The 24185-nt window shown below is 66.9% G+C and carries 20 protein-coding genes and 2 pseudogenes; 9 read left to right on the top strand and 13 right to left on the bottom strand.

What is annotated here, in order from left to right; all coding sequences use genetic code 11:
* Nucleotides 1-760, top strand: a 760-nt coding sequence (locus QZ753_RS19750; protein WP_294646259.1) for an aldo/keto reductase, incomplete at its 5' end; no start/stop codon positions are given.
* Between the two features lie 244 nt (nucleotides 761-1004).
* Nucleotides 1005-1346 carry a hypothetical protein gene (locus QZ753_RS19745; RefSeq protein WP_294646258.1) on the top strand — a complete coding sequence of 114 codons (342 nt, stop codon included), beginning with the start codon at nucleotides 1005-1007 and terminating at the stop codon, nucleotides 1344-1346.
* Between the two features lie 326 nt (nucleotides 1347-1672).
* Here the strand turns inward: QZ753_RS19745 and QZ753_RS19740 are convergent, their stop codons facing one another.
* A complete protein-coding gene (locus tag QZ753_RS19740) occupies nucleotides 1673-2491 on the bottom strand; it encodes a LysR substrate-binding domain-containing protein (RefSeq protein WP_294646257.1) in 819 nt (272 codons plus the stop codon).
* A gap of 159 nt (nucleotides 2492-2650) precedes the next feature.
* On the opposite strand from QZ753_RS19740, the gene QZ753_RS19735 reads away from it, so the two are divergent.
* Both QZ753_RS19735 and QZ753_RS19730 read left to right on the top strand, forming a co-directional pair.
* Nucleotides 2651-2992 carry a tautomerase family protein gene (locus QZ753_RS19735; protein ID WP_294646260.1) on the top strand — a complete coding sequence of 114 codons (342 nt, stop codon included), beginning with the start codon at nucleotides 2651-2653 and terminating at the stop codon, nucleotides 2990-2992.
* A gap of 135 nt (nucleotides 2993-3127) precedes the next feature.
* Nucleotides 3128-3226, top strand: a pseudogene (locus QZ753_RS19730) (3-beta hydroxysteroid dehydrogenase); the annotation flags it as partial.
* A gap of 444 nt (nucleotides 3227-3670) precedes the next feature.
* Here QZ753_RS19730 and QZ753_RS19725 read toward each other — a convergent pair.
* The 3 genes and pseudogenes from QZ753_RS19725 to QZ753_RS19715 form a co-directional block, all read right to left on the bottom strand.
* Nucleotides 3671-4428 (bottom strand): annotated as a pseudogene (locus tag QZ753_RS19725) (IS5 family transposase).
* Nucleotides 4429-4583: 155 nt separating this feature from the next.
* Nucleotides 4584-6539 carry a hydantoinase B/oxoprolinase family protein gene (locus tag QZ753_RS19720; protein WP_294646256.1) on the bottom strand — a complete coding sequence of 652 codons (1956 nt, stop codon included), beginning with the start codon at nucleotides 6537-6539 and terminating at the stop codon, nucleotides 4584-4586.
* Complete coding sequence (locus tag QZ753_RS19715) at nucleotides 6539-8560, bottom strand: hydantoinase/oxoprolinase family protein (RefSeq protein ID WP_294646255.1); 2022 nt, start codon at nucleotides 8558-8560, stop codon at nucleotides 6539-6541. The genes QZ753_RS19720 and QZ753_RS19715 overlap by 1 nt, the downstream gene beginning before the upstream one ends.
* A gap of 230 nt (nucleotides 8561-8790) precedes the next feature.
* On the opposite strand from QZ753_RS19715, the gene QZ753_RS19710 reads away from it, so the two are divergent.
* The gene (locus QZ753_RS19710) at nucleotides 8791-10128 is read left to right on the top strand and encodes an FAD-binding oxidoreductase (protein WP_294646254.1); all 1338 of its coding nucleotides are present in this window, start codon (nucleotides 8791-8793) and stop codon (nucleotides 10126-10128) included.
* Between the two features lie 58 nt (nucleotides 10129-10186).
* A complete protein-coding gene (locus tag QZ753_RS19705) occupies nucleotides 10187-11107 on the top strand; it encodes a LysR family transcriptional regulator (protein WP_294646253.1) in 921 nt (306 codons plus the stop codon).
* Here the strand turns inward: QZ753_RS19705 and QZ753_RS19700 are convergent.
* A complete protein-coding gene (locus QZ753_RS19700) occupies nucleotides 11089-12414 on the bottom strand; it encodes an FAD-binding oxidoreductase (RefSeq protein ID WP_294646252.1) in 1326 nt (441 codons plus the stop codon). The genes QZ753_RS19705 and QZ753_RS19700 overlap by 19 nt on opposite strands.
* Before the next feature lie 253 nt (nucleotides 12415-12667).
* On the opposite strand from QZ753_RS19700, the gene QZ753_RS19695 reads away from it, so the two are divergent.
* Nucleotides 12668-13144, top strand: a complete 477-nt coding sequence (locus tag QZ753_RS19695) for an Lrp/AsnC family transcriptional regulator (RefSeq protein WP_294646251.1) — start codon at nucleotides 12668-12670, stop codon at nucleotides 13142-13144.
* Between the two features lie 4 nt (nucleotides 13145-13148).
* Here the strand turns inward: QZ753_RS19695 and QZ753_RS19690 are convergent, their stop codons facing one another.
* The 7 genes from QZ753_RS19690 to QZ753_RS19660 form a co-directional block, all read right to left on the bottom strand.
* Complete coding sequence (locus tag QZ753_RS19690; RefSeq protein WP_294646250.1) at nucleotides 13149-14810, bottom strand: ABC transporter ATP-binding protein; 1662 nt, start codon at nucleotides 14808-14810, stop codon at nucleotides 13149-13151.
* Nucleotides 14807-15670 carry an ABC transporter permease gene (locus QZ753_RS19685; RefSeq protein ID WP_294646249.1) on the bottom strand — a complete coding sequence of 288 codons (864 nt, stop codon included), beginning with the start codon at nucleotides 15668-15670 and terminating at the stop codon, nucleotides 14807-14809. Before QZ753_RS19685 ends, QZ753_RS19690 begins: the two co-directional genes overlap by 4 nt.
* Nucleotides 15667-16623, bottom strand: a complete 957-nt coding sequence (locus tag QZ753_RS19680) for an ABC transporter permease (protein ID WP_294646248.1) — start codon at nucleotides 16621-16623, stop codon at nucleotides 15667-15669. The genes QZ753_RS19685 and QZ753_RS19680 overlap by 4 nt, the downstream gene beginning before the upstream one ends.
* An 85-nt stretch (nucleotides 16624-16708) precedes the next feature.
* On the bottom strand, nucleotides 16709-18319 hold the full coding sequence (locus QZ753_RS19675; RefSeq protein ID WP_294646247.1) for an ABC transporter substrate-binding protein: 1611 nt from the start codon (nucleotides 18317-18319) through the stop codon (nucleotides 16709-16711).
* A gap of 52 nt (nucleotides 18320-18371) precedes the next feature.
* On the bottom strand, nucleotides 18372-19076 hold the full coding sequence (locus tag QZ753_RS19670; RefSeq protein WP_294646246.1) for an HAD-IA family hydrolase: 705 nt from the start codon (nucleotides 19074-19076) through the stop codon (nucleotides 18372-18374).
* 199 nt (nucleotides 19077-19275) lie between these two features.
* On the bottom strand, nucleotides 19276-20652 hold the full coding sequence (locus QZ753_RS19665; protein ID WP_294646245.1) for an aspartate aminotransferase family protein: 1377 nt from the start codon (nucleotides 20650-20652) through the stop codon (nucleotides 19276-19278).
* Nucleotides 20653-20662: 10 nt separating this feature from the next.
* Complete coding sequence (locus tag QZ753_RS19660) at nucleotides 20663-21502, bottom strand: GNAT family N-acetyltransferase (RefSeq protein WP_294646244.1); 840 nt, start codon at nucleotides 21500-21502, stop codon at nucleotides 20663-20665.
* Nucleotides 21503-21797: 295 nt separating this feature from the next.
* Between QZ753_RS19660 and QZ753_RS19655 the strand changes: the two genes are divergently transcribed.
* Both QZ753_RS19655 and QZ753_RS19650 read left to right on the top strand, forming a co-directional pair.
* Nucleotides 21798-22466, top strand: a complete 669-nt coding sequence (locus tag QZ753_RS19655) for a haloacid dehalogenase type II (RefSeq protein WP_294646243.1) — start codon at nucleotides 21798-21800, stop codon at nucleotides 22464-22466.
* Between the two features lie 82 nt (nucleotides 22467-22548).
* Entirely contained in the window at nucleotides 22549-23826 is a 1278-nt protein-coding gene (locus tag QZ753_RS19650) for an FAD-binding oxidoreductase (protein WP_294646242.1), read from the top strand.
* Between the two features lie 75 nt (nucleotides 23827-23901).
* Here the strand turns inward: QZ753_RS19650 and QZ753_RS19645 are convergent.
* On the bottom strand, nucleotides 23902-24185 hold a 284-nt coding region (locus QZ753_RS19645; protein ID WP_294646241.1), incomplete at its 5' end, for an isocitrate/isopropylmalate family dehydrogenase.

The raw sequence follows: 24185 nt of genomic DNA, 5'->3' as shown, positions 1-24185 counted from the left end.
GGTCGGCGCGATCCTGTCGGAAATGCCCGATGCCTCGAACGTCTTCCTCGCCAACAAGATTTGGGCGACCGGCGACTATCTCGGTGATACCGGACACGCGAGTGAAAGTCTTGAGCGCTCGCGGTTGCGCGTCTGGCGCTCCACCATCGACCTCATGCAATGCCACAGCCTGACCAATGCCCCCGTCATCCTGCCGCTGCTCCAGGCTTGGCGGAAGGAAGGGTTGATCGGCCATGTCGGCGTCACGCATCACGAGTCCGGCTATCAGGACGACCTCACCGCGATCGTGGAACGGGGCGAGGTCGACATGGTCCAGACGAACTATTCGATCTTCAACCGGACGGCGGAGGCGCGGCTCCTGCCCGCGGCGGCCGAACGGGGCGTCGGGGTCCTCGTCAACCTGCCGCTGGAGAAGGCGCGGTTGATGCATGTGACCAGGGACCATCCGGTGCCGGACTTCGCCGCCGAGTTCGGCGCGCGGAGCTGGGCCCAGTTCTTCCTGAAATGGGCCATTGCCCATCCGGCCGTGACATGCGTTCTGTGCGGGACCTCCGACCCCGACCACATAAGCGACAACATTGGCGCACTGCGCGGCCCCCTTCCCGATACGGCCATGCGGCAGCGAATGGTGCGTTACATGGAGACCATTCCCGGCTTCGACGAGATCGGATCCATGGCGTGGTATCCCAACAAGGACGGCCTCTACCGCGGGCAGATCCGTCAGGCCCAGGCCGCAGCCCGCGATCGGCTGTCGGATTGACGGCGGTCTCCGAGCATGTCGCGGTTATGCTATCTCTCCGCAGTGTCTTGTCACTGTGGGCGCTGGTTCTTGCGGCACTTATGCCCTGCCGCAATCCGATCCGACCGTTGGGGGAGTCGGTGCGGCGAGTTCCATCGCCGGACCGGGCGGTTTCCGATTCGCCCGCTTCGGACTGGGTATCTTGAAAGTAGCCTGCTCACTTCATGAGCGATCCGGTGGATAGCTGGCATTCCGCAAACAACCCTTGATTGCCCGTTCGAAGCCTCAAGAGCCGCTAGCCCCGCGCGCCGCGCTTCGGCATCCGGCACAACGCTGGCTGCGTGACCACCTGGCCGTCTATGACACCACGCCATCGGGCGACATTCGGCGTCACGTCACCAGCGGTAGCTTCGCTATCAATGGCGACGCGGCGCTCAGCGTCGATGCCATGATAGAGGCGGGCGACGTCGAGCATCCGCCTTTACGGCTGGCACTCGGCAGCACAGCCTACGAGAACATCGAGGCGGCACTCGTCCGTCGGCTCGAGGCGATCCGCGCCCAGAAGCCATCGCCTTCGGTGCCGACAAGCGATTGTGACCTTTATTGATACGGCGAGAACTGACCTCGCCGTATCGACCACTCGCTACACGCATACAGCGGATTAACCGCAACAGAGCTTGGAGGCAGCTTTCAGGTTGTCTTCCTCCGAAGCGGACCGACCGGTTTCCACCCAACCACGCCAACCTGCGGTGAGTTAGCGGACGCTCGGAAGCGGTCCATCCGCTTTTGCCCATTGACGCCAGTCGATCGGGTTAGTGCGGACGCCGGGAATCAGCCGAACATGCTTCAACTCATCATCGCCAATCAGGCGGTCTTCAACCGTTCCTCGATCACCCCAAGGACGATGTCGGCGAGCTCGCTCACGGTCGGATCCTATTCGCTCTCCGCGCGCACCAGCGTCAGGGAAACAGAAGGAAGCGCCGGCAGGCCTGTCTCAACGGGATCCAGTGCAACGAGCCCGGGGGGCAACCCAATACGGGTGCGCATCGTGATGCCAAGGCCTGCGGATGCGGCAGCCCAGAGCCCCGATAGACTGGGGCTGGAAACGGCGATCCGCCAGGGTAGGCCGGCCTGATCGAGGGCAGAGATGGCGGGGTCGCGAAAGGAGCACGGGGATCCGAACGCGACCAGCGGGACGGGCTCGCCGTGATCGGCCAGACCCAGCCGCCAGTTCTGGCGCCCGATCCAGACGGTGGGAACTTCCGCGATCAGGGTGCGGTGCGGTGCGTCGACTGAAGCGCCCCAGGCAAGCGACAGGTCCAACTCCCCCTGTCGCGTCTTCTCGACGAGAGCGTGGACTTTCTCGACCACGATCTCGACCATGGCCTTCGAATTGACGCGGGCGAACCGGCCGAGGACCTCGGGCAGCCACGCCTCGGCGAAATGCTGCGGAAGGCCAAGACGGACGCGTCCGGCCAGTTCCGAGCGCCGCAGGCAATTGACCGCCTCGTCGTTCAGATCGAGAATGCGCCGCGCATAGCTCAGAAGCCGCTCCCCCGCGCCGGTCAGCGCTAGGCCTCTGCCAGATTTTATGACCAGCGGCTGGCCCACCTGTTCCTCCAGCTTGCGAAGCTGCGCGCTGACCGCCGATTGCGAGCGCCCCACGCGGTCAGCCGCGCGCGCGAAGCTGCCGAGTTCGAAGCCGAGGACGAAGGTGCGCAGCGTGTCGATGTCGAGATTGGGACGCACCATGACGCTTCACTTAATCCGAATGGTTCGTTCCAGACTTCCAAATAGCTGATCGATCATTCCGGGAATAGAAATGGGTTCGAGAAAACACTTCTGGAGCCTGCCATGCCTCTCGTCCGCATCACGCTCTTCCGGGGCCGCTCTCCCGAATAGGTCCGCAGCATTGCCGACGGCGTCCACGCGGCGCTCGTCGAGACCTACGGCGTCCCCGAGGACGACCGCTTCCAGATCATCGACCAGCGCGGGCCGAGCGAGATCATCTACAACCCCACCTATCTCGGCATCCATCGGACGGACGGGATTGTCATCGTCCACGTCGTCGCCAACAATTGGCGCGAAACCAGCCAGAAGCAGAGCTTCTACCGAGCCGTCGTCGACAAGCTCGTCGCCGATCCCGTCGTCCGCCGCGAGGACGTGCAGATCGTCATCAGCCCCAACGACAAGCCCGACTGGTCCTTCGGCAACGGCCTCGCGCCCTATGTGACTGAGGGGGCGGACCGCTGACCGTCGCCGGACCGGTCTCGCCGCACTTGCCCGTGCGGTGGTGACGACCGCGGGCTTCGGCCGATCGCTCTCGCCCGAGCCGGCGCGAGCGGTACACGCTGTCATCCGATCGCATCCGACACGAAGGAGATCCGTATACGCGCATTCGCCACCGGAGCGAACGGTTGGGTCGGATCGGCGATTGCCGAAGGGCTGATCGAAGGCGGGCATTCTGTCACCGGACTGGTACGGTCCCGGGACAACGCTGAGAACTTCGCACGAAATAGGCCGCGAGCCATTTCGGCAGCCTCGCGGTCTGGATCGCCGGTCATGGACCGGCTTTCTCGGCTTGGTGGAGGATGGTGCTCGGATGGGTACCGAGGGAGATCGGCCTCGTCGCCGACGTCGAGCGTCAGACCTACTCGAGTTGAGGAATGTCAGCGTCGCCTTGGAATAGCAGCTAAACAACGAACAGACCCGGAAGCGGAATGATCGCTTACCACCCGGAGATCGCCGACTGGCGCCGAGATAGCGGACGCCTAGAAGCGGTCCATCCGCTTTCGACCCGAACGAGACTTCTAGGAGCCTGCGGGCCAGTCCGACCCAACGAGAGGCCAGCGTGGACTGATCCGCCGAACCTGCGTTTTGAGAGCGTGGCGACCAGCCGACCCGCCACTTGGTAGGGTCAGGACTCATAGTTCAGAGCCGGAACAGGACGGGGGCTGCGAGGGCGATGGCGGAGAAGAAGACGGTCGGACAGCGGTCGTAGCGGGTTGCGGCGCGGCGCCAGTCCTCCAGCCGCCCGAACATGATCTCGATGCGGTTGCGGCGTCTGTAACGATGCTTGTCGTGGCGCACCGGCGCGTTGCGCGACTTGCGCCCTGGAATGCAGGGTTTGATGCCCTTTGCTGCAAGAGCGTCCCGGAACCAGTCAGCATCGTAGCCGCGATCGCCGAGCAGCCATTGCGCCTTAGGCAGATCGTCCAGAAGCGCCGCGGCTCCGGTATAGTCGCTGGTCGGCCCTGCGGTGAGGAAGAAGCTCAGCGGATGTCCGTTCGCATCGGCGACGGCATGAAGCTTGGTGTTCATGCCATCCTTAGTGCGGCCGATCAGGCGGCCAAGGCCCCCTTTTTGCTCGCAAGGCTCGATGCCGTGCGGTGTGCCTACAGGTAGGTCGCTTCGATCATGACGGTCTTGGGATCGGCACCGGCTGCAGTTAGACCTTCAATCATCCGGACGAAGACGCCTGCCTCGCCCCAACGCTTCAAACGGTTGTAAAGCGTCTTTGCGGGCCCGCAGTCCTTGGGCGCATCGCGCCATCGCAGGCCGTTGCGGTTGACGAAGATAATGCCGCTGAGAACCCGCCGGTCGTCGACCCATGGCCTGCCATGGCTCTTGGGTAAGAACGGACGAAGCCGCTCCATCTGCTCGTCCGTCAGCCAGTACAGATCGCTCATATCCAGTCCCCCCGGACAGAGCCTGAATCAGACGGCGGGCCTCACATCAATGGGTTCTGACCATAGGCAGATCGGAGCACTTTCCGGAACCGAACGGCACCAATCGCGCAGGAACGAAAAAGCTTTAAGCCGGAACCCTTTGCTCGTTTCCGAAATCATTTCACGAGGAACGTATCGAGCGCTTGCTTGAATAGGGCGTCCGGAGCCGTTCTAGCCTCGTCCCGGCGCATAGCCTCGAACAAGCGGCGCTTGGCCGAAGCCCGCCAGCTCAGAGGCAGTGCGCGCAGAAGCTCGTGCATCAGGACGTAGGTCTCGCGGGTCCAGCGACGCTCATGCTCGCGGCGGAACGGTCCGGGATCGAAACCTTCGCGCGCCGGCCTTGCCGAGCGTAGCGCCGCGGTCTGCGCCTCATCGATGCGATGATCCACTACCACCACGCCGTAGTCCCGGCGAGCGGCGAGCGGCGTCACGCGTCCGGCTTCGACGTCGCGCAGCACCTTCTGCGGGTCGCGCTGAAACGGATCGCCCCGCCCGGCCCCGCCCGGCGAGACAATACGCAGGACGTCGCCCGGCGCCAGGCGCACCTGATCGGTGTTGCCGAGGTCGACCGCGTCGGACAGGCCGGGATTGAGCGTGAAGCTGCCGCTCGGCCCCGGCATACCGCCAAGGATCGCCCAGGGTTGGAATTTGGACCGGTCGCGGTTTCTCGCGGTCACGAAAGCAGCCGGCGCGGTGGCGCTGAACTCCAGAACCTGCGCCATGCCGCCCCGATGAGCGCCGGGCCCTCCGGAGTCTGGCATCAGACCGTAGCGCCGGATCAGGACGGGTGCCTCGGACTCGGTGATCTCGATCGGGCTGTTCTTCAGATACGCCGCGTCCGCGCCCGAACCGTCCGTGCCGTCGCGATGGGGCATGCCACCCCCGCCCCCGACAATCGGCGCGATGGCCGTGATGGTGCGCCGGCCGGTTCGGCGGTCCTCGGCGGCCATGTTGATGATGGAGGTCGCGCCTGCGGGCGCGGACGGCATGCGCTCGGGCACGGCCATAGCGAAGGCACCGAAGATCAGGCTGCGCAGGCGCCCGCAGGTGAGACTGCGCATGCCGACCGCCGCCGGAAACTGCGGGTTGAGGACGCTGCCCGGCTCGGTGCGGCAGGCGAAGGCCCGCGTCGTCCCGAAGTTGAGGAGGATGCCCGGATGCAGCGCAGAAAGGACGTAGTAGACACCGACGAGGAGGAGCGAATGGCGGGGATGGCCGCCGGTCGGCACGTTCATCGACGAGAGGCATTGCGGATCGGAACCGGTGAAGTCCAGTTCCGCACCGTCGCCGACGATACGCAGCGTCAGGTGCAGGCGCAACGGATCGCCGTCCGGCCCGTCCTCGTCGGCATATTCGGTGAAGACGTACTCGCCGTCGGGAATGGAGCGCAGGACGCTGCGCGCCTGCGCTTCGGCATAGTCGAGGATGTCGGCGAACCCGTCTACCACGGTCTCGACGCCGAAGCGCCGCACGAGGTCGAGCGTACGGCGCTCACCCGTGTTCATAGCCGCGACTTGCGCTTGTAGGTCGCCCCAGTTCTGCTCGGGAATGCGCACATTGGTGAGAAGCAAACGCAGCAGCGACCGGTCGAGTTCGCCGCGCCGGTAGAGCTTCACAGGCGGCATGCGGATGCCCTCCTGGTGGACGTCGGTCAACGCCCGCGACAGGCTGGCCGGCACGGCGCCGCCGACATCCACGTGGTGAATGTGCCCGCCGCAGAAGGACACGATTCGCCCCTCGTGGAAGACAGGCTTCCACATCGCGATGTCCGGGGAATGGGTCGCGAGGTAGCCGGAATAGGGATCGTTGGTGATCAGGATGTCGCCGGGCTCGTACCCCTCCTCGACAAGCCGGATCGCGGCCTCGTAGTCGTGGCCGGGATACCAGGTTGCGCCAAGATCGACGGGTGCGGCGACCGTCTTGCCGTTCGCATCGAGAAGCTGGATCGTGAAGTCCTCGGTTTCCTTCACGAAGGTCGAGTGGGCGACACGATAGAGCGTCGTGGCCATGCTCTCGGCTGTCGCCCGCGTGTAGTTCTTGAGGATCTGGAGGGTGATTGGGTCGGTCCGCATCAGGCGCGCTCCATCTCGATGTTGCGGAACTCGTCCACCACGGCGCTCCAGCCGGGTGGCACGAGAAGCGTCGTGTCGTTCTGCATCACGATGGCAGGCCCATCCAGGCGGGCGCCTGGCCCGAGGCCGTCGCGCTCAAAAAGACGTGCGGACACCCAGGCGCCGCCTTGGAACAGCGGTCCCTCGCCCACCGGTTCGGCGGCATGCGGGCGCATGGCCTCGTGCGGCAGGGCGATGTCCGGCGCCGGCCGGGCGCTCGTGGCGCGTACGTTGACGACTTGGATCGGTGCTTCGAGATCGGCATGGCCGAAGTTGCGCTCGTGCGCCTCGTGGAAGGCGGCCCGCAGGCTGTCTACGGTCTCGTCTCCGTCGAGGGGGACCATGATCTCGAAGGACTGCCCACGATAGCGAAGGTCTGCCGCATGGAGCGCGAGCGATGGGCCGGGCCCTGCCATCGCCTCGAGAGCGCCGTCGGCTTCCTCTTCCAGGGCGGCGATGATGCCGCGCAGTATCGGCAGGGTATCCTCGTCCAACGGGAGGAGCACCGTGCGCATCGTGTCGCGCCGGATCGGGGCCGATGCGGCGCCGAGCGCGCAGAGCGTTCCGGGCACTGCCGGAACCAGAAGGCGCCGCATCCCGGCCGCCTCGGCCAGCAGCGCGCCGAGCATCGGACCGGCCCCGCCGAACGGCATTAGCGTCAGTTCGCTCGCATGAACGCCGGCACGCGCCAGCAGCTGCTCGATCGCGATCAGCATGCCGCTGACAGCGACCTGCAAGGCGCCTTCGGCCAGTTGCGCCACCTCGATGCCAAGCCGGTCGGCGATCGGCTGGGCCGCCGCCTCGCTCGCCTCGCGCTGCGGCGAGATCGCGCCGAAACCGATTCGCGCATGGCCGAGAATGCCGGTCAGGAGCGCCGCGTCGGTGACCGTCAGTTCCGAGCCGCCGCGCCCGAAGCAGGCCGGTCCCGGCGTCGATCCGGCGCTGCGCGGGCCCACCTGCATCACCCCCTCGCCGTCGATCCACACCACCGAGCCTCCGCCCTGGCCCGACGAGACGACCGCGACAGTGGTGGTTGCGAGCGGAAACTCTCCGATCGACAGGCCGGTCGAGAAGGACGGCTCGCCATTCTCCAGAAGAGCGACGTCGGCGCTGGTCCCTCCGATGTCGAGCGTCAGGACAGACTTCACGCCAGCAGCCTTCGCGACGATCGACGCGCCCACGACGCCGGAGGCCGTGCCCGACAGAAGCATGCCGACGCAGTCGCGCCGACCCGCCTCGGCCGTCATCGTACCGCCGATCGAGGTCGTCAGCAGAAGCGGCGCGGCGATCCCCGCCTGTTCGAGTTCGCCGGCGACGCGGCGGATGTAGGTGTCGATGCGTGGCTGGACATAGGCGTTGAGGACGGCGATGGTGGTACGCTCATATTCGCGGATCACCGGCCAGACCTCGCTGCCGCAGAAGACGGTGAGGTCGGGGCGCCGCTCGCGGATCATCCGGGCGACGGCGCGCTCGTGGCGCGGCTCTCGCCAGGCATGCAGGAAGGACACGACGACAACCTCGCAGCCGGCCCGCTTGGCTCCTTCCAGCGCACGCGCGACGTCGTCCGCGGACGGCTCGACCAGCGTCTCGCCGCTTGCCGTCATTCGCTCGCGAACGCCGAACACATGCTCGCGCGCCACCAGCGGCGCGGGGCGCTCGCAGAACAGGCTGTAGGGATTGGGCATGCGCAGGCGCGCCAGCTCCAGGATATCGGTGAAGCCGTCCGTGCAGATGAGTGCGACGCGCGCCCCACAGCGCTGGATGATCGTGTTGACGCCGACCGTCGTGCCGTGGACGAAGCGATCGACGCTGGGCAGGTCGAGGCCGCTCTCGGCGAGGCGCTTGAGGCCCGAGCCGATGTCGCGCCCCGGCGCATCCGGGGTAGTCAGCACCTTCAGCGTCTCGATCCGACCGGTGTCGCGATCGATCGCGACGAAGTCGGCGAAGGTCCCGCCGATATCTACTCCGATGATGGCCGGCATCTCGCGATCTCCTGTGTCCCGTTGCTTTGATAGGAGATGCGGACCGCACCGTTCCAAGCGCCATCGCGACGTCATCCATAACCTGAGGCTATAGGGGAGGCGCTTGGGCGCTCTAACCACCTGGAGCTGCCTTCTGGCAGATGGAGCACGAAGGAAGTGACGCCCGCCCGCCCTGCCCTGCAGCGAGGCACCCGGCGGGAGCGCAACAGACGCCACCCGAGAGGACGACCATGGCCCGCGACATGCCCAGCATCTTCGCCGACGGCTTCAAGGCCGAACCCTGGTGGTGGCAGGATGCGCCGCTGTCGGACGGCCCTGTCGAAGCTTTGCCGCAGGAAGCCGAGATCGTCGTGGTGGGCTCCGGCTATGCCGGTACGTGCTGCGCGCTACGCCTCGCCGAAGGCGGACGTGACGTCCTCGTGCTCGACGCCGACCCGATCGGCTTCAACGCGAGCTCCCGGTCGGGCGGACAGGTGACGGGGGGCGTGAACGTCGGCAAGTCCCTCGCCCACAAGCCGGTGTCCGACGCGCGCCGCGCTGCGCTCCTCTCGGACGCATCCAAGGCGCTGCGGTTCTTCGAGGACGTGATCGCCCGCCATGGGATCGACTGCGACTACCACGCCAAGGGCCGCCTCGTCGGCTTCTGGACGCCGGCCCATGCCGAAAGCTGGACGAAGCGGATCGACGAGCTGAACGCGATCGCCGGCTCGCAGGCCCGTCTCGTCGGCCGGGAGGAAGCGCGCGAGGCGCTGGGGAGCGACTTCTACTGGGGAGGCGTCGCGATCGAGCGCGCCGGGCACATCCAGCCGGCCCGCTACCACGCCGGGCTCGTGCGCGCGGCGCGCGGGTCCGGCGCCGCCTTCCGGGGCCGGACCCGCGTCCTCTCCGTGGCGCCGGCGGGCGGCGGCTTCCGGGTCGAGACGGAACGGGGCCCGGTGGCTGCGCGGCAGGTCGTGATGGCGACCAACGCCTATACCGGCGCGCATGCCTACGGCTTGGCGCCGGACCTGCGCCGCGGGATCGTTCCCGTCTCCACGCAGATGATCGCGACCGAGGAGATGCCCGCGGACCTGGCGGCGCGCATCCTTCCCAGCGATCGCGGCGTGTCGGAGTCACGCCGCGTGATCGCGCACTACCGCAAGTCGCCCGACGGCTGCCGCCTGCTGTTCGGAGGCCGCGCGACCTTCTTCCCGCTCTCCGTCCCGCGCATCGCGACGCTTCTCCACCGCGCGATGGTCCGCCGCTTTCCCGAAATGGCCGGCGTTCGCATTGCCAATGCCTGGGGCGGCAAGGTGGCGATGACGATGGACCGCCTGCCCCATATCGGCGGCGGCGGCGGGCGCTACTTCGTAGCGGGGTGCCAGGGCAGCGGCATCACGATGATGAGCTATCTCGGCGACAGCCTGGCCGCGAAGATCCTGTCGGGCGACGACAGAGCCCCGGTCAACGCCTACGACACAGGCCTGCCGCCCCGCCACCCGCTCTACGACGGCACGTCCTGGTTCATGCCTGCGATCGGCTCCTGGTACCAGATCCAGGACCGGATGGAGCGCCGCCCCACCACCTGACGCGTCCGACCGGCCCGGCCGGCTTGCCAAGGCTCAAGGATTATGGCGCTCTCTCCACATGAATGCCCGCCAGCTCGAGATCTTCCGCGCGATCGTCAGGGACGGTTCGCTGACGGCGGCCGCCAACTCGCTCAACATTTCCCAGCCGGCGGTCAGCAAGACGCTGCGCCATCTGGAGAGCCAGCTTGGCTACGCATTGTTCGAGCGGATCGGCGGCCGGCTGGTGCCCACGACCGAGGCGCAGATCCTGTTCGTCGACGCCGACCGGGTGTTCCGCGAGATGGAGTCGCTGAAGCAGCTGGCGATGACCATCCGCGAGCGGCATGTCGGGCTGCTTCGGATCGGCGCGAGCCTGCCGGTGACATATGCGCTGGTGTCGCAGACGCTGGCGCGCTTCCGCCGCAGCCACGAGGCGGTCAAGGTTCACCTGCGCTCGGTTCCCAAGGAGGAACTCGCCGAAGGCCTTCTCGTAGGGGACATCGACCTCGCCCTGACGCTGTCGACGATCCACAAGCCCACTGTCCGCAGCCAAATCCTCACGCACATCCCGGTGGTCGCGGTAATGCGAGACGACGATCCGCTGGCCGAACGCCCCCAGATCGAACCCTGCGACCTCTCCGCGCGCCAGCTCATCTCCTACGACGGGCGGGCCAACGTCACGCCGGACCTGCGCCGGGCCTTTGTTGCGAGCGGCTGCACGTTCGACCCAGCGATCCATATCTCGACCTCGATCGGCGCGCTGCCGCTGGTGCGGGGCGGGCTCGGGATCGCGCTCGTCGATGGGCTGGTCCCTTGGGAGAGCTTTCCTCCGCTGCGCGCAGTGGCGTTCCAGCCGCGCGTCGAGATGACGCTCGCGGCCTCCACGAACAGCGCCCGCGTCGCCTCGCGCTTCGTCGAGCCCTTTCTGGCCGAGTTGAAGGTGAGCCTGTCCGAGGGAGCCGCGACGCGGCCCCACCCGGCTCAGAAGTCGGCGACCTGACCCCAGGCGGACCGGTCGAGCCGGGCCGGATCGTACGGTCTGGGATCGACGATCGGCGTCTCGCCGGTCACGAGGTCGGCCACGAGATGCCCCGCCCCCGGACCGATGCCGAAGCCGTGGCCGCTGAAGCCGGCCGCCAGGACGAAGCCCGGAACGGCCGCGATCTCGCCGATCGCCGGCACGCCGTCGGGGGTGGAATCGATGTAGCCGGCCCAGCTATGGGTGATCGTCGTGGCGCGAAGACCCGGCCGGAGGTCGACCGCGCGCTCGTGCGTCAGCCGGATCTGGGCGGCATCGGGCTTTGGGTCGAGGATGCGCACGCGCTCCATCGGCGTTTCCTCGTCCAGCCGCCAGCGCCGCAGCGTCTCGTGACCGGAGCGCCATCCTTCGAGCCCGCCCGGTGTCAAGCTCTTCCAACGCCGGGCGAACATCGGCACGAACTCGCGCGAGAAGCGGAGCTGCTGCGGCGTCGGATCGACGCGTGCTCGGCCGCTGATCGCCAGCGTGTAACCGCCGTTGCCGCGCCGCGTGATCGAAACGTCGGCAGTGTGCAGGGCATCCGGCAGGTCATTGGCCCCTGCCGAGACCGCCAGGATCGAGGAGCGCACCGCGGCCTGGGGAAAGCGCAGGCCGAGCTGGCGACAGAACGAGGAGGCCCAGGCGCCCCCGGCCATCACCGCCACCTTGGTGCGGATCGTGCCCTTCTCGGTCACGACGGCGCTGACCCGACCGCCCGACAGCTCGATCCCGCGCGCGGCGCAGCCCTGATGCACCGTGCCGCCGGTCGCCATGATCGCCCGCGCGACGACGGGCACGGCGCGCGACGGGTCGGCCGTGCCGTCGCTCGGCGAGAAGACGCCCCCCTTCCAGGCGCGGCCGGTCGCGTGGGCCCGTTCGGTGGCCTCCTCGCCCGTCAGCATATGGGTCGTAACCCCCACCGTGCGCGCGAACTCGCGCCACTTCGCCCAGCCCTCCAGTTCGGCCTCGTTCTGCGAGAGGTAGAACAGGCCGCAACGGCGGAACCCGACGTCCTCACCGGTCTCGGCGGCGATACGGTCCCAGAGATCGAGGCTTCGGGTCGAGATGGGAAGTTCGCGCGCGTCGCGGTTCTGCTGCCGGCACCAGCCCCAGTTGCGGCTGGACTGCTCGGCGCCGACCAACCCTTTCTCCACGAGAGCGACCTTCAGGCCCCTGCGGGCGAGATAGTAGGCGGAGAAGGCTCCAGCGACGCCGCCGCCGACGACCACGACATCGGCCTCGCCGGGAAGCTGGTCGTTCGTCTCGATCCGCATCAGTGGCGCGCGCATGGTGTCTCCTGGCTAGGCGGGCATGATAGCGGGCCGGACAGATATTGGGTGTCGCTTGCCTGCGAAGCCTCCGCATATCCTGTCGTTCGACGCGCGCCGGACGGGCAAATCTTCTGGGCGCGGGATCGGACGCCCCTGGTCGGCGCCGTCCGGCCGATCGCAGTTCATCCTCAAGGACGCCGTACCGCCGGCTAATGACCCGCTACCGAAGCTGCGTTAAATTCCAATGGCAAAAGGAGCCAGAAGGAGGACCATGAAGCTCGACCGGATCGATCTGAGAATTCTTTCGGAGCTGCAGAAGAACGGCCGCATCACGAATGTCGAGCTAGCCGAACTGGTGCATCTTTCGCCAAGTCCCTGCCTGATGCGGGTCAAGAAGCTCCAGAGCGAAGGCTATATCGTCAACTACTCCGCGCAGATCGACGTCTCCAAGCTCGGGCAGACGCTGACGGTCTTCACGGAGATCACGCTCAAGAACCACCGGCGGATCGACTTCGCCCGCTTCCTGTCGGCCATCGAGAAGGTCGACGCAGTGATGGAGTGCCACCTCATCTCGGGCGGCTACGACTATCTCCTCAAGTTCGTCACGCCCGGTATCGTCGAGTACCAGACGACGATGGAACGGCTGCTCGACATGGACATCGGGATCGAAAAATACTTCAGCTTCGTGGTGCTGAAGTCGCCACTGATCCGCACTCACCTGTCGCTGGACACGATGTTCCCAGCTTGACCGGTCAGCGCCGCGCGAAGGCGCCGAGGAGCTCGGGATCCTGCTCCAGGCTGTCGAGCCAGCCGGTCCGCAACTGCGGCACGGAGGAGAAGAGGAGCCGCGAATAAGGATGGCTCGGCTCGCCGTCGCCCAGATGCGGCATCAGCTGCTCGATCTTCTCGCCCTTGTACATCACCACCACCTCGTCGCAGATCGCCCGCACCGTCGTGAGGTCGTGGCTGATGAAGAGATAGGAGAGCGACAGTTCGCGCTGGAGTTCCTTGAGAAGGTCGATGATCGCGGCGGCCACGACCGTATCCAGCGCCGACGTGATCTCGTCGCACAGGATCAGCTTGGCGTCGGCCGCGAGCGCGCGGGCCAGGTTGACGCGCTGTTTCTGGCCGCCCGACAATTCGCCCGGGCGGCGATAACGCAAAGCCCGCGGCAGGTGGACCATTTCGAGAAGCTCGACGATGCGGGCCTCGCGCGCCCGCGCCGACATGCCGTGATAGAAGACCAGCGGACGCGCCAGGATCTCTCCGATCGACTTCGACGGATTGAGCGAGGTGTCGGCGAACTGGAACACGATCTGGAGGTCGCGCAGCTCTTCGCGGCTGCGCTGGCGCAGATCCCGGGCCAGCGGTTTGCCACCGAACACGACCTCGCCCGAGGCGGCCGGCAGGATGCCGGCGATCACGCGGGCGAGTGTCGACTTCCCGCAGCCCGATTCACCGACGATGCCGAGGTTGCGTCCGCGCTGCAGCGCGATGCTGACCTTGTCGAGGACGCGAATCTTCGGTGCTCCGTCGGGCCCGAGTTCGCCGTAGCCGGCGACGATATCCTTGACGACCAGCAGCGGCTCGGGGCGCTGGCCCTGGGCCTCGACGGCGCGCGTGGTGGCGCGGGGCCGGAAGGCCGCGAGAAGTTCCTTCGTGTAGGGGTGCTGGGGGCGGTCGAGGATGTCCTGCGTCGTCCCCAACTCCTGGACCTCGCCATGGCGCAGCACGACGATACGGTCGGCGATCTGGGCGACGACGGCCAGGTCGTGTGAGACGTAGACGCCCGCCGCCCCACTCTTGCGCATCACCGACTTGAAGGCGCGGAGCACCTCGACCTGCGTGGTGACGTCGAGGGCCGTGGTCGGCTCATCGAAGATGACGAGCTTGGGAGCGCCGATGAGCGCCATGGCGGCGGACAGGCGCTGGAGCTGGCCGCCCGAAAGCTGATGCGGGAAGCGGTCGCCGATCGTCTCGGGATGGGGAAGCGCGAGGGCGCGGAAGAGGTCGACCGCCTTGCGCCGCGCCTCGGCGACCGGCATCGAGGCATGGATGCGCGTCACCTCCACAACCTGATCCATGATCCGGTGAGCGGGATTGAAGGCAGCGGCGGCGCTTTGCGGCACGTAGGAGACCACTGAGCCGCGCCGCTCGGCCCGCTGGCGTTCGCTAAGCGTCGTCATATCCTGTCCGTCGACCAGCACGGAACCACCGGACACGCGGCAGCCGGGCCGGGTGTAGCCCATGAGGCTGAGAGCGATCGTCGTCTTGCCGGAGCCGCTCTCTCCGATCAGGGCGACGATCTCGCCCTCGGCGATGTCGAGCGAGACGCTCTTGATGATCTCGACGTTGCGGCCCGCGTCGGTGCGCGCCTCGATCTTCAGGTCGCGGACTTCGACGAGGCGGCTCATGCGTCTTCGCTCCGGTCGCGGATCTTGCGAGGTAGGTTGTCGACCAGGAGGTTGACGCTGATCGTCAGGCTGGCAATGGCGATCGAGGGAAAGATGACGGCCGGCGCGGCGAAGGACAGACCGCCGATGTTCTCCTTCACCAAGGCGCCCCAGTCCGCGTCTGGCGGCTGCACGCCGAGCCCGAGAAAGGACAGGCTGGACAGGAGAAGCACGATGAAGACGAAGCGCAGGCCCACATCGGCCAGCACCGGGCCGATGATGCCGGGCAGGATCTCGGCGCGGATGAGATAGGCCAGCCGCTCGCCTCGGGCCCGCGCCACGGTCACGTAGTCCATCGTGTTGATATTGACCGCAAGGGAGCGCGCGAAGCGGTAGCAGCCGGGAATGTAGATGAAGGCGAGCGTCAGGATCAGGATCGGGATCGAGGAGCCGACCGCCGCCACGAGGACGAGGGCAAGGATCTTGTTGGGGATCGAGGTCAGGGCGTCGAAGAAGCGGCTCAGCGCGCTGTCGAACCAGCCGCCCACAACCGCCGCCGTCATGCCGAGGGTCACGCCGCAGAAGCACGCGATGCACACGGCCGCGAGCGAGATTCCGACCGTGTAGCGTGCGCCGTGGATGATGCGCGACAGGACGTCGCGACCGAGATAGTCGGTGCCGAAAGGATAAAGCGACGACGTCGGACCGTAGTAGTCGAAGTCCACAATCTCGCCTACCGGGTGGGGCGCGATCCAAGGCGCCAGCACGGCGACGATTGTCCAGGCAAGGATCACTAGGAAGGACACGACGCCGACGGCGTTGACGCGGTAGCCGAAGCGGCTTCGGCGTGGCGGGCGGGTGCCGGAAAGCGAAAGCGTCATGACCGGCGGAGCCTCGGGTTGGAGACGATGGCGACGAGGTCGGCGACCGTGATCAGCAGGAGGTAGGCGATGCAGAAGATCATCGCGCAGCTCTGGATCAGGGGCAGGTCGCGCGTCGAAACGGCGTCCAGCATCAGCTTGGCGATGCCGGGATAGTTGAAGATCGTCTCGACGATGATGACGCCGCCGAGGAGATAGGAGAGCGATAGGGCGACGGCGTTGACGATCGGGCCGAGCGCGTTGGGCAGGGCGTGATGCAGCACCATGCGGCGGCGCGAGGCGCCCTTCAGGAGCGCCATCTCAACGTAAGGGGCGTTCAGCGTCTCGATCACCGCCGCGCGCGTCATGCGGATCATCTGGGCCGAGATCACGAAGCTCAGCGTGATGACCGGCATGGCGAAGGCCCTGAGGAGCCCCGCGAAGCTCGTCACGTCGCCCGTCATGGACAGGGCGGGCAGCCAGCCGAGATAGACGGCGAAGACGAGTACCGCGAGCGTGGCCACCATGAACTCGGGCACGGAGATGACGCCGATCGTCACGACGGAGATGGCCCGGTCGTAGATCGTGCCGCGCAAGATGGCAGCGGTGATGCCGAGCGTCAGCGCGAAGGGCACGGAGATGGCGGCCGTGATGCCGGCGAGCTTCAGCGAATTGACCAGCCGCGCGCCGATGAGGTCGGCGACGGAGATGTTGTTGACGTAGGAGATGCCGAGATCGCCGGTCGCGAGGTTGCCGAGCCAGGCGAAGAAGCGCAGGACGGCGGGCTGGTCGAGGTTCATCGCCGTGCGCAGGCCGGCCACCGCCTCCGGCGTCGCCGACTGGCCCAGGAGGACTTCCGCCACGTCGCCGGGCAGGAGCGCCGTCGCGCAGAAGATCGTGACCGCGACGATGAGCAGCGTCACGAAGGCGACCGCGATGCGGCCGGCGACCAGACGGAGGATCAGAGAGTTCATGGACGACCCTTCCGATGCGGCGTGGAAACGGGATGCCCCCGCGACGGCGCGCGATGCGCCGTCGCGGGGACGCCGACGTGCGAGGTCACGCCTCGAACCAGACGTATTCGGCCATACCGTAGGCCATCTGACCACCCAGCGGGTTCGGCACCAGGCCCTTGAGCTTCGGCGAAGCCCCGTCGACGTTCGACATAAAGACCGGGATCACCGTGCCGGCCTCGTTGTGGATCATCGACTGCATCTCGCCGTAGATTTCCTTGCGCTTGGCCTGATCGAGCATGCCCCGCGCCTCGAGCAGCATGGAGTCGAACTTCTCGGACTTATAGCCGCTCTCGTTCCAGGCCGCTTCCGACTGGTAGAGAAGCGAGAACAGGATGTCCGGCGTCGGACGGGCATTGAGGTTGCCGAAGTGGATCGGATCCTTGATCCAGTGATTCGACCAGTAGCCGTCGGAGGGTACGCGGTCGATCACCATGTTGAGGCCGATCTGGCCGGCGGCCTGCTGCATCACTGCCGCGTAGTCGAGCGAGGCTGTGGCCGCTTCGGAGGCGGTAACATGGATCGGCTGGCCGAGGACGCCCGCCTTCTGGAAGAGCGACTTCGCCCGCTCCGGATCGAACTCGCGCTGCTTGAGTTCGGCGTTGAAATACGGGCTCCAGGACGGGATCGGATGATCGTTGGCGACTTCGGCCAGGCCGCGCAACACCGACTTCTGGATGACCTCGCGGTTTATAAGATACTTAAATCCCTCAGCGACGCCAGCCTTGTCGCCCGGCGCAGTGTCCAGGCGGATGTTGAGGTCGGTGTAGGTCCCGAGCTTGGTGACGAAGAGCGCGACTGCGGGATTGTTCTCCATGGCGCGCATGGAGCGGGGGTTGAGGTTGGCGGCCACCTGGATGTCGCCAGACAGGAGGGCATTGCCGCGCGCCGTCTCTTCGACGATCGCAAAGGACTCGAACGAGTCGATGTAGGGCCCGTTCGCCTTCCAATAGTTCTCGTTACGCTCCACCACCGCGCGCACGCCCGGCTGGAACTCGCGCAGCTTGAACGGTCCCGTGCCGTTGCCCTTGGAGAAGTCGGTCGTGCCGTCGGCCACGATCATGAAGTGATGCAGGGCGAGGATCGTCGGCAAGTCGGCGTTGGGTGCGGCGAGGGTGATCTCGGCCGTCGTGTCGTCGAGCGACTTCACGTCCTTGATCTGCTTGGCAATCGCGTTGACCTTGGAGCCGACGGCCGGGTCGAGATGGCGCTTCAGCGAGAAGACGATGTCGTTGGCGGTTAGGCTCTTGCCGTCGTGGAACGTGACGCCCTTGCGCAGCTTGACGGTCCAGACGGTTGCGTCGCCGCTTTCGACGCTCTCGGCTAGTTCCATGGTCGTCTGGCCCGACCCGTCGATATAGGTCAGGCGGTTGTAGACGTTGCAGCAGCGTGTGTAGTCGGTCGAGTTCGAGGCTTTCGCCGGGTCGAGCGTGTCGGCCGTGGACGAAGTCCAGCCGGCCGCCTTCAGGTGACCGCCGCGCACCGGCTCGGCGGCGAGCGCCGCCGTGGCGCGGCCAAGGATGGTGGAACCCGCCGTCAGCGCGACGCCGCCCATCAGCATCATCTGCAGGAGTTCGCGGCGATTGGCCCCCCGCCGGATCGCGTTCTCGACCATGGCATCGTCGCGAGACGTCCAGTTGGCGATCTTATCGGACATGGCGTTTCCCCTGGGTTGACGACGAAGGGTCGGTTGAGGATGGGCGAAGGGTTCAGGCTTCGACCGCGTCGGCGAGTGCGGCCATCGAGGTGAAGTGGTAGTCTGGCTGGGTGAAGGCGCCCGGCTCGATCGTGCCGCCGTAGCCGTTCAGCCCGTGGCGCCGCTCGATCCAGCAGTTGGTGAGGCCCAATTGCCGGGAGACGCCGATGTCGTGGTATTGGCTCTGCGCCACGTGGAGGATGTCGGCCCGCGAATGCCCCTCCCCTTCGACAAAGGCGAAGACGGCTTCGAAGAATGCGGGATCGGGCTTTTCGACGCCCGTGTCGTCGACTGTGAAGGCGGCGTGGAAGGGGCTTCCGAGCGTCGTCGAGAAGCCCTCGAAGGCCCAGCGCTGGGCATTGGTCATCGCCACCAGCCGATAGCGCCTGGCAAGGCGCGCCAGCGCATCGGCGCTATCGGAGAAGGCCTTCCAGTTCCGCACGCCGTCGCGCAGCGCCTCCCCGTGTTCGCGGCCCGGCGGCAGGCCCAGCGCCGGCGCGATCGCCTCGTAGACGCGCACGAGATCGTCCGGAAAGCGGTCGGCGTTCGGCGTGTAGCGCGCCTGCCGGTAGAGGCGGAGCGCCTCCTCCCCGTCGACGGCACGCCCCGCGGAGGCGCCGATCGCCTGGAGCGAGCCAACGAGGCCGCCTTCGAAATCGATCAGCGTGCCGACGACGTCGAAAGTCATGTAGCGGAAGGAATCGAGCGGTCTGGTCATGCCTTACTCCTTGCCCTCCGTCGGAAATGGTGTCCTTACCCGTCCGGCCGGCCCATCGTCGGATGGCTGCGTTTCGTGGGGTCAGTGTGCCTGCCGCCCATCGGGAATTGCGCCGAATTGGCCCAGCCGGACGGCAGAATATTGCGAAATCGCCGATGACGCAGAATTTGCGCAGCCGGCAATGTTGCGCAAAAAGGCGTCAGCCGCGCATGGCGGCGCGCACCTCGGGATCCTCCAGCGTTTGATCCAGCGTCCGTCGCGTGCGCTCCAGGATGGCGTCGATGTCGTCGTCCGTGCAGCAAAGGGGCGGCGCGTAGCCGAGCACGCCGGTCGGGAAGGCACGCACCACGAGACCGTTGTCCCAGGCGCGATCGAAGATTCGCTTTGCGGGCTCGGCCGCTATCGGCAGGGGGGTTTTCTTCGTCTTGGCGGTGACAAGTTCCACCGCCGCCAGCATGCCGCGTCCGCGCACCTCGCCGACAAGCGGATGATCGGCGAGCGCATGAAGGCCCGCCATCAGGCGCCGGCCGGCCTTGCGGCCGTTTTCGAGGAGCCCGTTCTCGTAGAGGTCAAGACAGGCGAGGCCGACGGCGGCGCTCACCGGATGCGCCGAATAGGTGTAGCCATGACCGACCGCCGCCGATCCGGCACCGTCGGCGATCGTGTCGTAGACCCGGTCCGACATGAACACGGCCCCCATCGGGCAGTAGCCCGAGGTCAGCCCCTTGGCGACGGTCATGAGATCGGGCACGACGTCGTCGTCGGAGCAGGCGAAGAGGGGGCCGGTGCGCCCGAAGCCCGTGATGACCTCGTCGGCGACGAACAGGATGTCGAGTTCGCGGCAGGTCTCGCGCATCGCCTTCAGCCAGCCGTCGGGCGGCACCAGCACGCCGCCGGATCCTTGGATCGGCTCGACATAGAAGGCCGCGACGCGCTCCGGTCCCAGCTCCTCCACCTTCGCGCGCAATGCCGCCACCGATGCGTCGATGATCGCCTGGGTCTCGGAGCCCACCGGATTGCGGTAGCTGTAGTGCGAGGGAATCTTGTGCTGCCAGTCGAACGGCAGGCCGAAGCCGGCATGGAAGGCCGGCAGCGCCGTCAGGCCGGCCCCCACCGTGGAGGACCCATGGTAGCCCTGCATCACCGAGATGAACTGGTCTTTCTCCGGCTTGCCCAGCGCATGGTGGTAGTACCGGATGAAGCGCACGGTGGAATCCACCGCGTCGGATCCGCCGAGCGTGAAATACACGTGGTTGAGATCGCCCGGCGCGCGTTCGGCCAGTTCCGAGGCGAGGCGGATGGCGGGTTCGGAGCCCAGGCCGAAATAACCGGTCGCATAGGGCAGCTCGCGCATCTGGTGCATCGCGGCCTCGACGATCTTCTCCTGGCCGTAGCCGGCGTTCACGCACCAGAGGCCGGCGAAGCCGTCCACGAGCTCGTGTCCGCCGGCGTCGGTGACGGTGGCCCCCTTCCCGGACCGCAGCACGCGCACGCCGGCTTTCTCGTGGCCACGATAGGAGGCGACCGGGTGGATCAGGTGGGCGCGATCGAGCTCGACGAGCGAATTCATCAGCATGGAAAACTCCTCAACCCAGCGCCTGGTTGACCAAGGCGAAGGTGCGATAGGGGGTGATGGATACCGGCGCCACGGGGGCCCGCCGCATGGTGATGCCGCGGCCGACATGGACGAGACCGCGCTCCGTCAGCGGTTCGCCAAGGCCGGTGGTCCGATCGGTGTCGACGCGCACGAAGGCGCCTTCCGGCTCCTCGGCCAGGACGGTATCCAGAAGCTGGAGCGCTTCCTCCGGCGAGCGCGCCACGATCGGCCCGACCACGACGCCGCGCCCGAAGGGGCGACGCGCCGCGAAGGCTTCGACCGTGCCGCCCTCGCGTATCACCGCGAAGCGTGCCGTCCGGCTCAGCGCCGCCAAGACGCCGTCCCGCCGGAAGCCCTGCGCCTCGGCATCCAGATCGGCGATGCGCGCGCTGTCCTTGTCGCCCGCCCATTCGATCGCCGCCACCCCGCGGGTGCGTTCGGGCACGCCTTGGTGCTGCACGATCTCGCCGGTCGCGACGAAGCCGAGCTTCTCGTAGAGCGGCAAACCCTCCTGCGTGGCGACAAGGCGGCATCCACGCGAGCCGGCGCGCGACAGGGCGGCGTCCATCAGACGGCGTCCAAGGCCACGCCCGCGAAGGGACGCATCGACGATGACCATGTTGATTGCGGCGGTCGACGGGTCAAAGTTGGTGGTCAGGATCGTGCCGACGACGGCCTCGTCCTCCAGAGCGACAAGGCCGTCGCTGGCCGACAGAACCATTGCCCAGTCCTCACGCCGGTGCGGCCAGCCGGCCTCGCGCGACAGGCGTACGGCGTCGTCGAGATGACGCTCGCTCATTGTTTCCAGCGTGATGTCCCGTGCCATCATGCGGCCCGCTCGCGTCCCGTTTTCCTCATAAGCCAGCAATAGCGTCCCGGAACCGGCAGCGGCTTTCGTCTTTCGCCGGCCGTCCGGCGCATTTGCGCTTAAGGCGGGCGCACCGGCCGCATCTTATGCCGCGTGCGCCGCGCCGCCGGGGAACAGTCTCTGCCGCGCGGCCCGAACTATACGCAACTTTGTGCTTTCGAACGCGGCCAATGCGGTCGATCGTCCGAACTCTGGCTCCCTATGATCGGAGCGTTCGGCACAAACCGCCGTCGCCATTTCCCCCGAGGACCGATCCATGAGCCAGTTCCGGCCGAAATTCATCACCTTCGACTGCTACGGCACGCTGACCAACTTCCAGATGGCCGAAGCCGCGCGGGGGATTTATGGCGCGCAACTCGGCGAAGAACGGATGACAGCCTTCATCCGCGACTTCGCCGCTTATCGCCTCGACGAGATCCTGGGCGACTGGAAGCCCTATGCCGAGGTGGTCCACAACGCGGTGGAGCGCACCTGCAAGCGCAACGGGGTCGCCTTCGACGCCGCCGACGCCAAACGCATCTACGAGAAGGTGCCGACCTGGGGCCCCCACCCCGACGTCCCCGCAGGGCTCGCGAAGGTCGCCAAGGAATTCCCGCTGGTCATCCTGTCGAACGCGATGAACTCGCAGATCATGTCGAACGTGGAAAAGCTCGGCGCGCCGTTCCACGCCGTCTTCACCGCCGAACAGGCCAATTCTTACAAGCCTCGGATGCAAGGCTTCGAGTTCATGCTCGGGCAGCTGAACGCCAATCCGGAGGACATCCTCCACGTCTCGTCCTCGTTCCGCTACGACCTGATGACGGCGCACGATCTCGGCATCAAAAACAAGGTCTGGGTCAACCGGGGCCATGAACCGGCCAACCCCTATTACGGCTACACGGAAGTCCGCGACATCGGCGGCCTGCCCGGTGTCGTGGGTCTCTGACGACCCGACCGCGAAACGCCCGCCCGGCAACGACCTCGTTGCCGGGCGTTCCGAACGGCGATCAAGTCCGGGAAGCGCACCCATGCAGTTCAAGTCCTACTGGCACGACACCGCGCCCTGCTTCGAGGGCGCAGCAGCCGGTCCCGTCGAGGGCACCTACGACGTCGCCGTGATCGGCGCCGGCTTCACCGGCCTGTCGGCAGCCCTTCATCTCGCCAAGGCAGGCGCGCGGGTCGTCGTCTTGGAAGGGGGACGGGTCGGCGACGGCGCATCCGGGCGCAACGGCGGACACCTCAACAACGGCATCGCCCATGGCTATGCCAGCGCCAAGGCGCACCTGGGCGTGGAGCGTGCCAAGCTGCTCTACAAGACCTACGACGCGGCAGTGGATTCGATCGAGCGGATCGTGCGCGAAGAAGGCATCGACTGCGCCTTCCGCCGCGCCGGCAAGCTCAAGCTCGCCTCCAAGCCGCAGCATGTCGAGGCCATCGCCAAGAACTTCGAGCTGGTCCATGCCGAGGTGGATCCCGACACGGCTTTCCTCACCCGCGCGGACCTGCGGCGCGAAATCGGCTCCGACGCGTTCCACGGCGCGATGCTCTCGAAGAAGAGCGGCATGGCGCATATGGGCCGCCTGGTGACGGGCCTGGCCAGCGCTGCGACGCGCCACGGCGCGACGATTTTCGAGAACGCGGCGGTGTCGGAGCGGCGGCTGGAGGACGGCCGCAGCCGCATCGTCACCGCGCGCGGCACGGTCACCGCCGGCACGGCGCTCCTGGCGACCGGCGCCTACACGACGGAAGGCTTCTCCCATTTCCGACGCCGCATCATCCCGGTCGGCAGCTTCATCTTGGCGACGCGCCCGCTGACGGCGGACGAGATCGCCCGGACGATGCCAGGCAACCGCACCTGCGTCACCTCGCTCAACATCGGCAACTACTTCCGCCTCGCGCCCGACGGACGGCTGATCTTCGGCGGCAGGGCCCGCTTCTCTGCGACCTCCGACCAGACGTCGGACGCGCGCAGCGGCGCGATCCTGCACGCGGGGCTCGGCCGGATCTTCCCGCATCTCGCCGACATCGAGATCGACTATTGCTGGGGCGGGCTCGTGGACATGACGCAGGATCGCTTCCCGCGCGCCGGGTTCACGGATGGCATGTGGTTCGCTATGGGCTATTCCGGCCATGGAGCACAGATGTCGGTCCAGATGGGCCTGATCCTCGCCGACGCGATCCTCGGCCGGGAGAACCGCAACCCGGTGGACGGAATGGAATGGCCCACGATCGCCGGCTACTCCGGCAAGCCCTGGTTCTTGCCCATGGTCGGCCTCTACTACAAGATGATGGACAAGATCCGCTGAGGATCGTCCGTAGCCGACCGGTTCCGTACGAGAATGCCGAGGGGCGCCTTGGGGACGCCCTTCCTTCGTTCCCGCTTAGCCGAGCGCGTCGAGCACGGCGCTTGTGATCGCATCGGTCCGGTCCTGTCCGGGCCGCGTGCCGATGCCGCGCGCCGTCGCCGCTTCCACCGCCCGCATGACGTCGGCCGCGGCGCCCTGCTCGCCGAGGTGCTCCAGCATCATGGCCCCCGACCAGATGGTCGCGATCGGGTTGGCGATGCCAAGGTGCGCGATGTCGGGCGCCGAACCGTGGACCGGCTCGAACATCGAGGGCGCCGTGCGGTCGGGGTTGATGTTGGCCGAGGCCGCAAAGCCGAGCC

This window comes from uncultured Aureimonas sp. (genome assembly GCF_913775355.1).
GTDB lineage: Bacteria > Pseudomonadota > Alphaproteobacteria > Rhizobiales > Rhizobiaceae > Aureimonas.
The sequence above is the reverse complement of the archived record's forward strand: the minus strand, read 5'-3'. Positions and strand labels throughout refer to the sequence as shown.

Coding starts and splice junctions, on each gene's coding strand:
- QZ753_RS19690 (WP_294646250.1), bottom strand. CDS start 14,810: ATGAGCCGCCTCGTCGAAGTCCGCGACCTGAAGATCGAGGCGCGCACC.
- QZ753_RS19665 (WP_294646245.1), bottom strand. CDS start 20,652: ATGCTGATGAATTCGCTCGTCGAGCTCGATCGCGCCCACCTGATCCAC.
- QZ753_RS19650 (WP_294646242.1), top strand. CDS start 22,549: ATGCAGTTCAAGTCCTACTGGCACGACACCGCGCCCTGCTTCGAGGGC.
- QZ753_RS19660 (WP_294646244.1), bottom strand. CDS start 21,502: ATGATGGCACGGGACATCACGCTGGAAACAATGAGCGAGCGTCATCTC.
- QZ753_RS19670 (WP_294646246.1), bottom strand. CDS start 19,076: ATGACCAGACCGCTCGATTCCTTCCGCTACATGACTTTCGACGTCGTC.
- QZ753_RS19655 (WP_294646243.1), top strand. CDS start 21,798: ATGAGCCAGTTCCGGCCGAAATTCATCACCTTCGACTGCTACGGCACG.
- QZ753_RS19705 (WP_294646253.1), top strand. CDS start 10,187: ATGAATGCCCGCCAGCTCGAGATCTTCCGCGCGATCGTCAGGGACGGT.
- QZ753_RS19695 (WP_294646251.1), top strand. CDS start 12,668: ATGAAGCTCGACCGGATCGATCTGAGAATTCTTTCGGAGCTGCAGAAG.
- QZ753_RS19740 (WP_294646257.1), bottom strand. CDS start 2,491: ATGGTGCGTCCCAATCTCGACATCGACACGCTGCGCACCTTCGTCCTC.
- QZ753_RS19715 (WP_294646255.1), bottom strand. CDS start 8,560: ATGCCGGCCATCATCGGAGTAGATATCGGCGGGACCTTCGCCGACTTC.
- QZ753_RS19720 (WP_294646256.1), bottom strand. CDS start 6,539: ATGCGGACCGACCCAATCACCCTCCAGATCCTCAAGAACTACACGCGG.
- QZ753_RS19680 (WP_294646248.1), bottom strand. CDS start 16,623: ATGAACTCTCTGATCCTCCGTCTGGTCGCCGGCCGCATCGCGGTCGCC.
- QZ753_RS19700 (WP_294646252.1), bottom strand. CDS start 12,414: ATGCGCGCGCCACTGATGCGGATCGAGACGAACGACCAGCTTCCCGGC.
- QZ753_RS19710 (WP_294646254.1), top strand. CDS start 8,791: ATGGCCCGCGACATGCCCAGCATCTTCGCCGACGGCTTCAAGGCCGAA.
- QZ753_RS19685 (WP_294646249.1), bottom strand. CDS start 15,670: ATGACGCTTTCGCTTTCCGGCACCCGCCCGCCACGCCGAAGCCGCTTC.
- QZ753_RS19675 (WP_294646247.1), bottom strand. CDS start 18,319: ATGTCCGATAAGATCGCCAACTGGACGTCTCGCGACGATGCCATGGTC.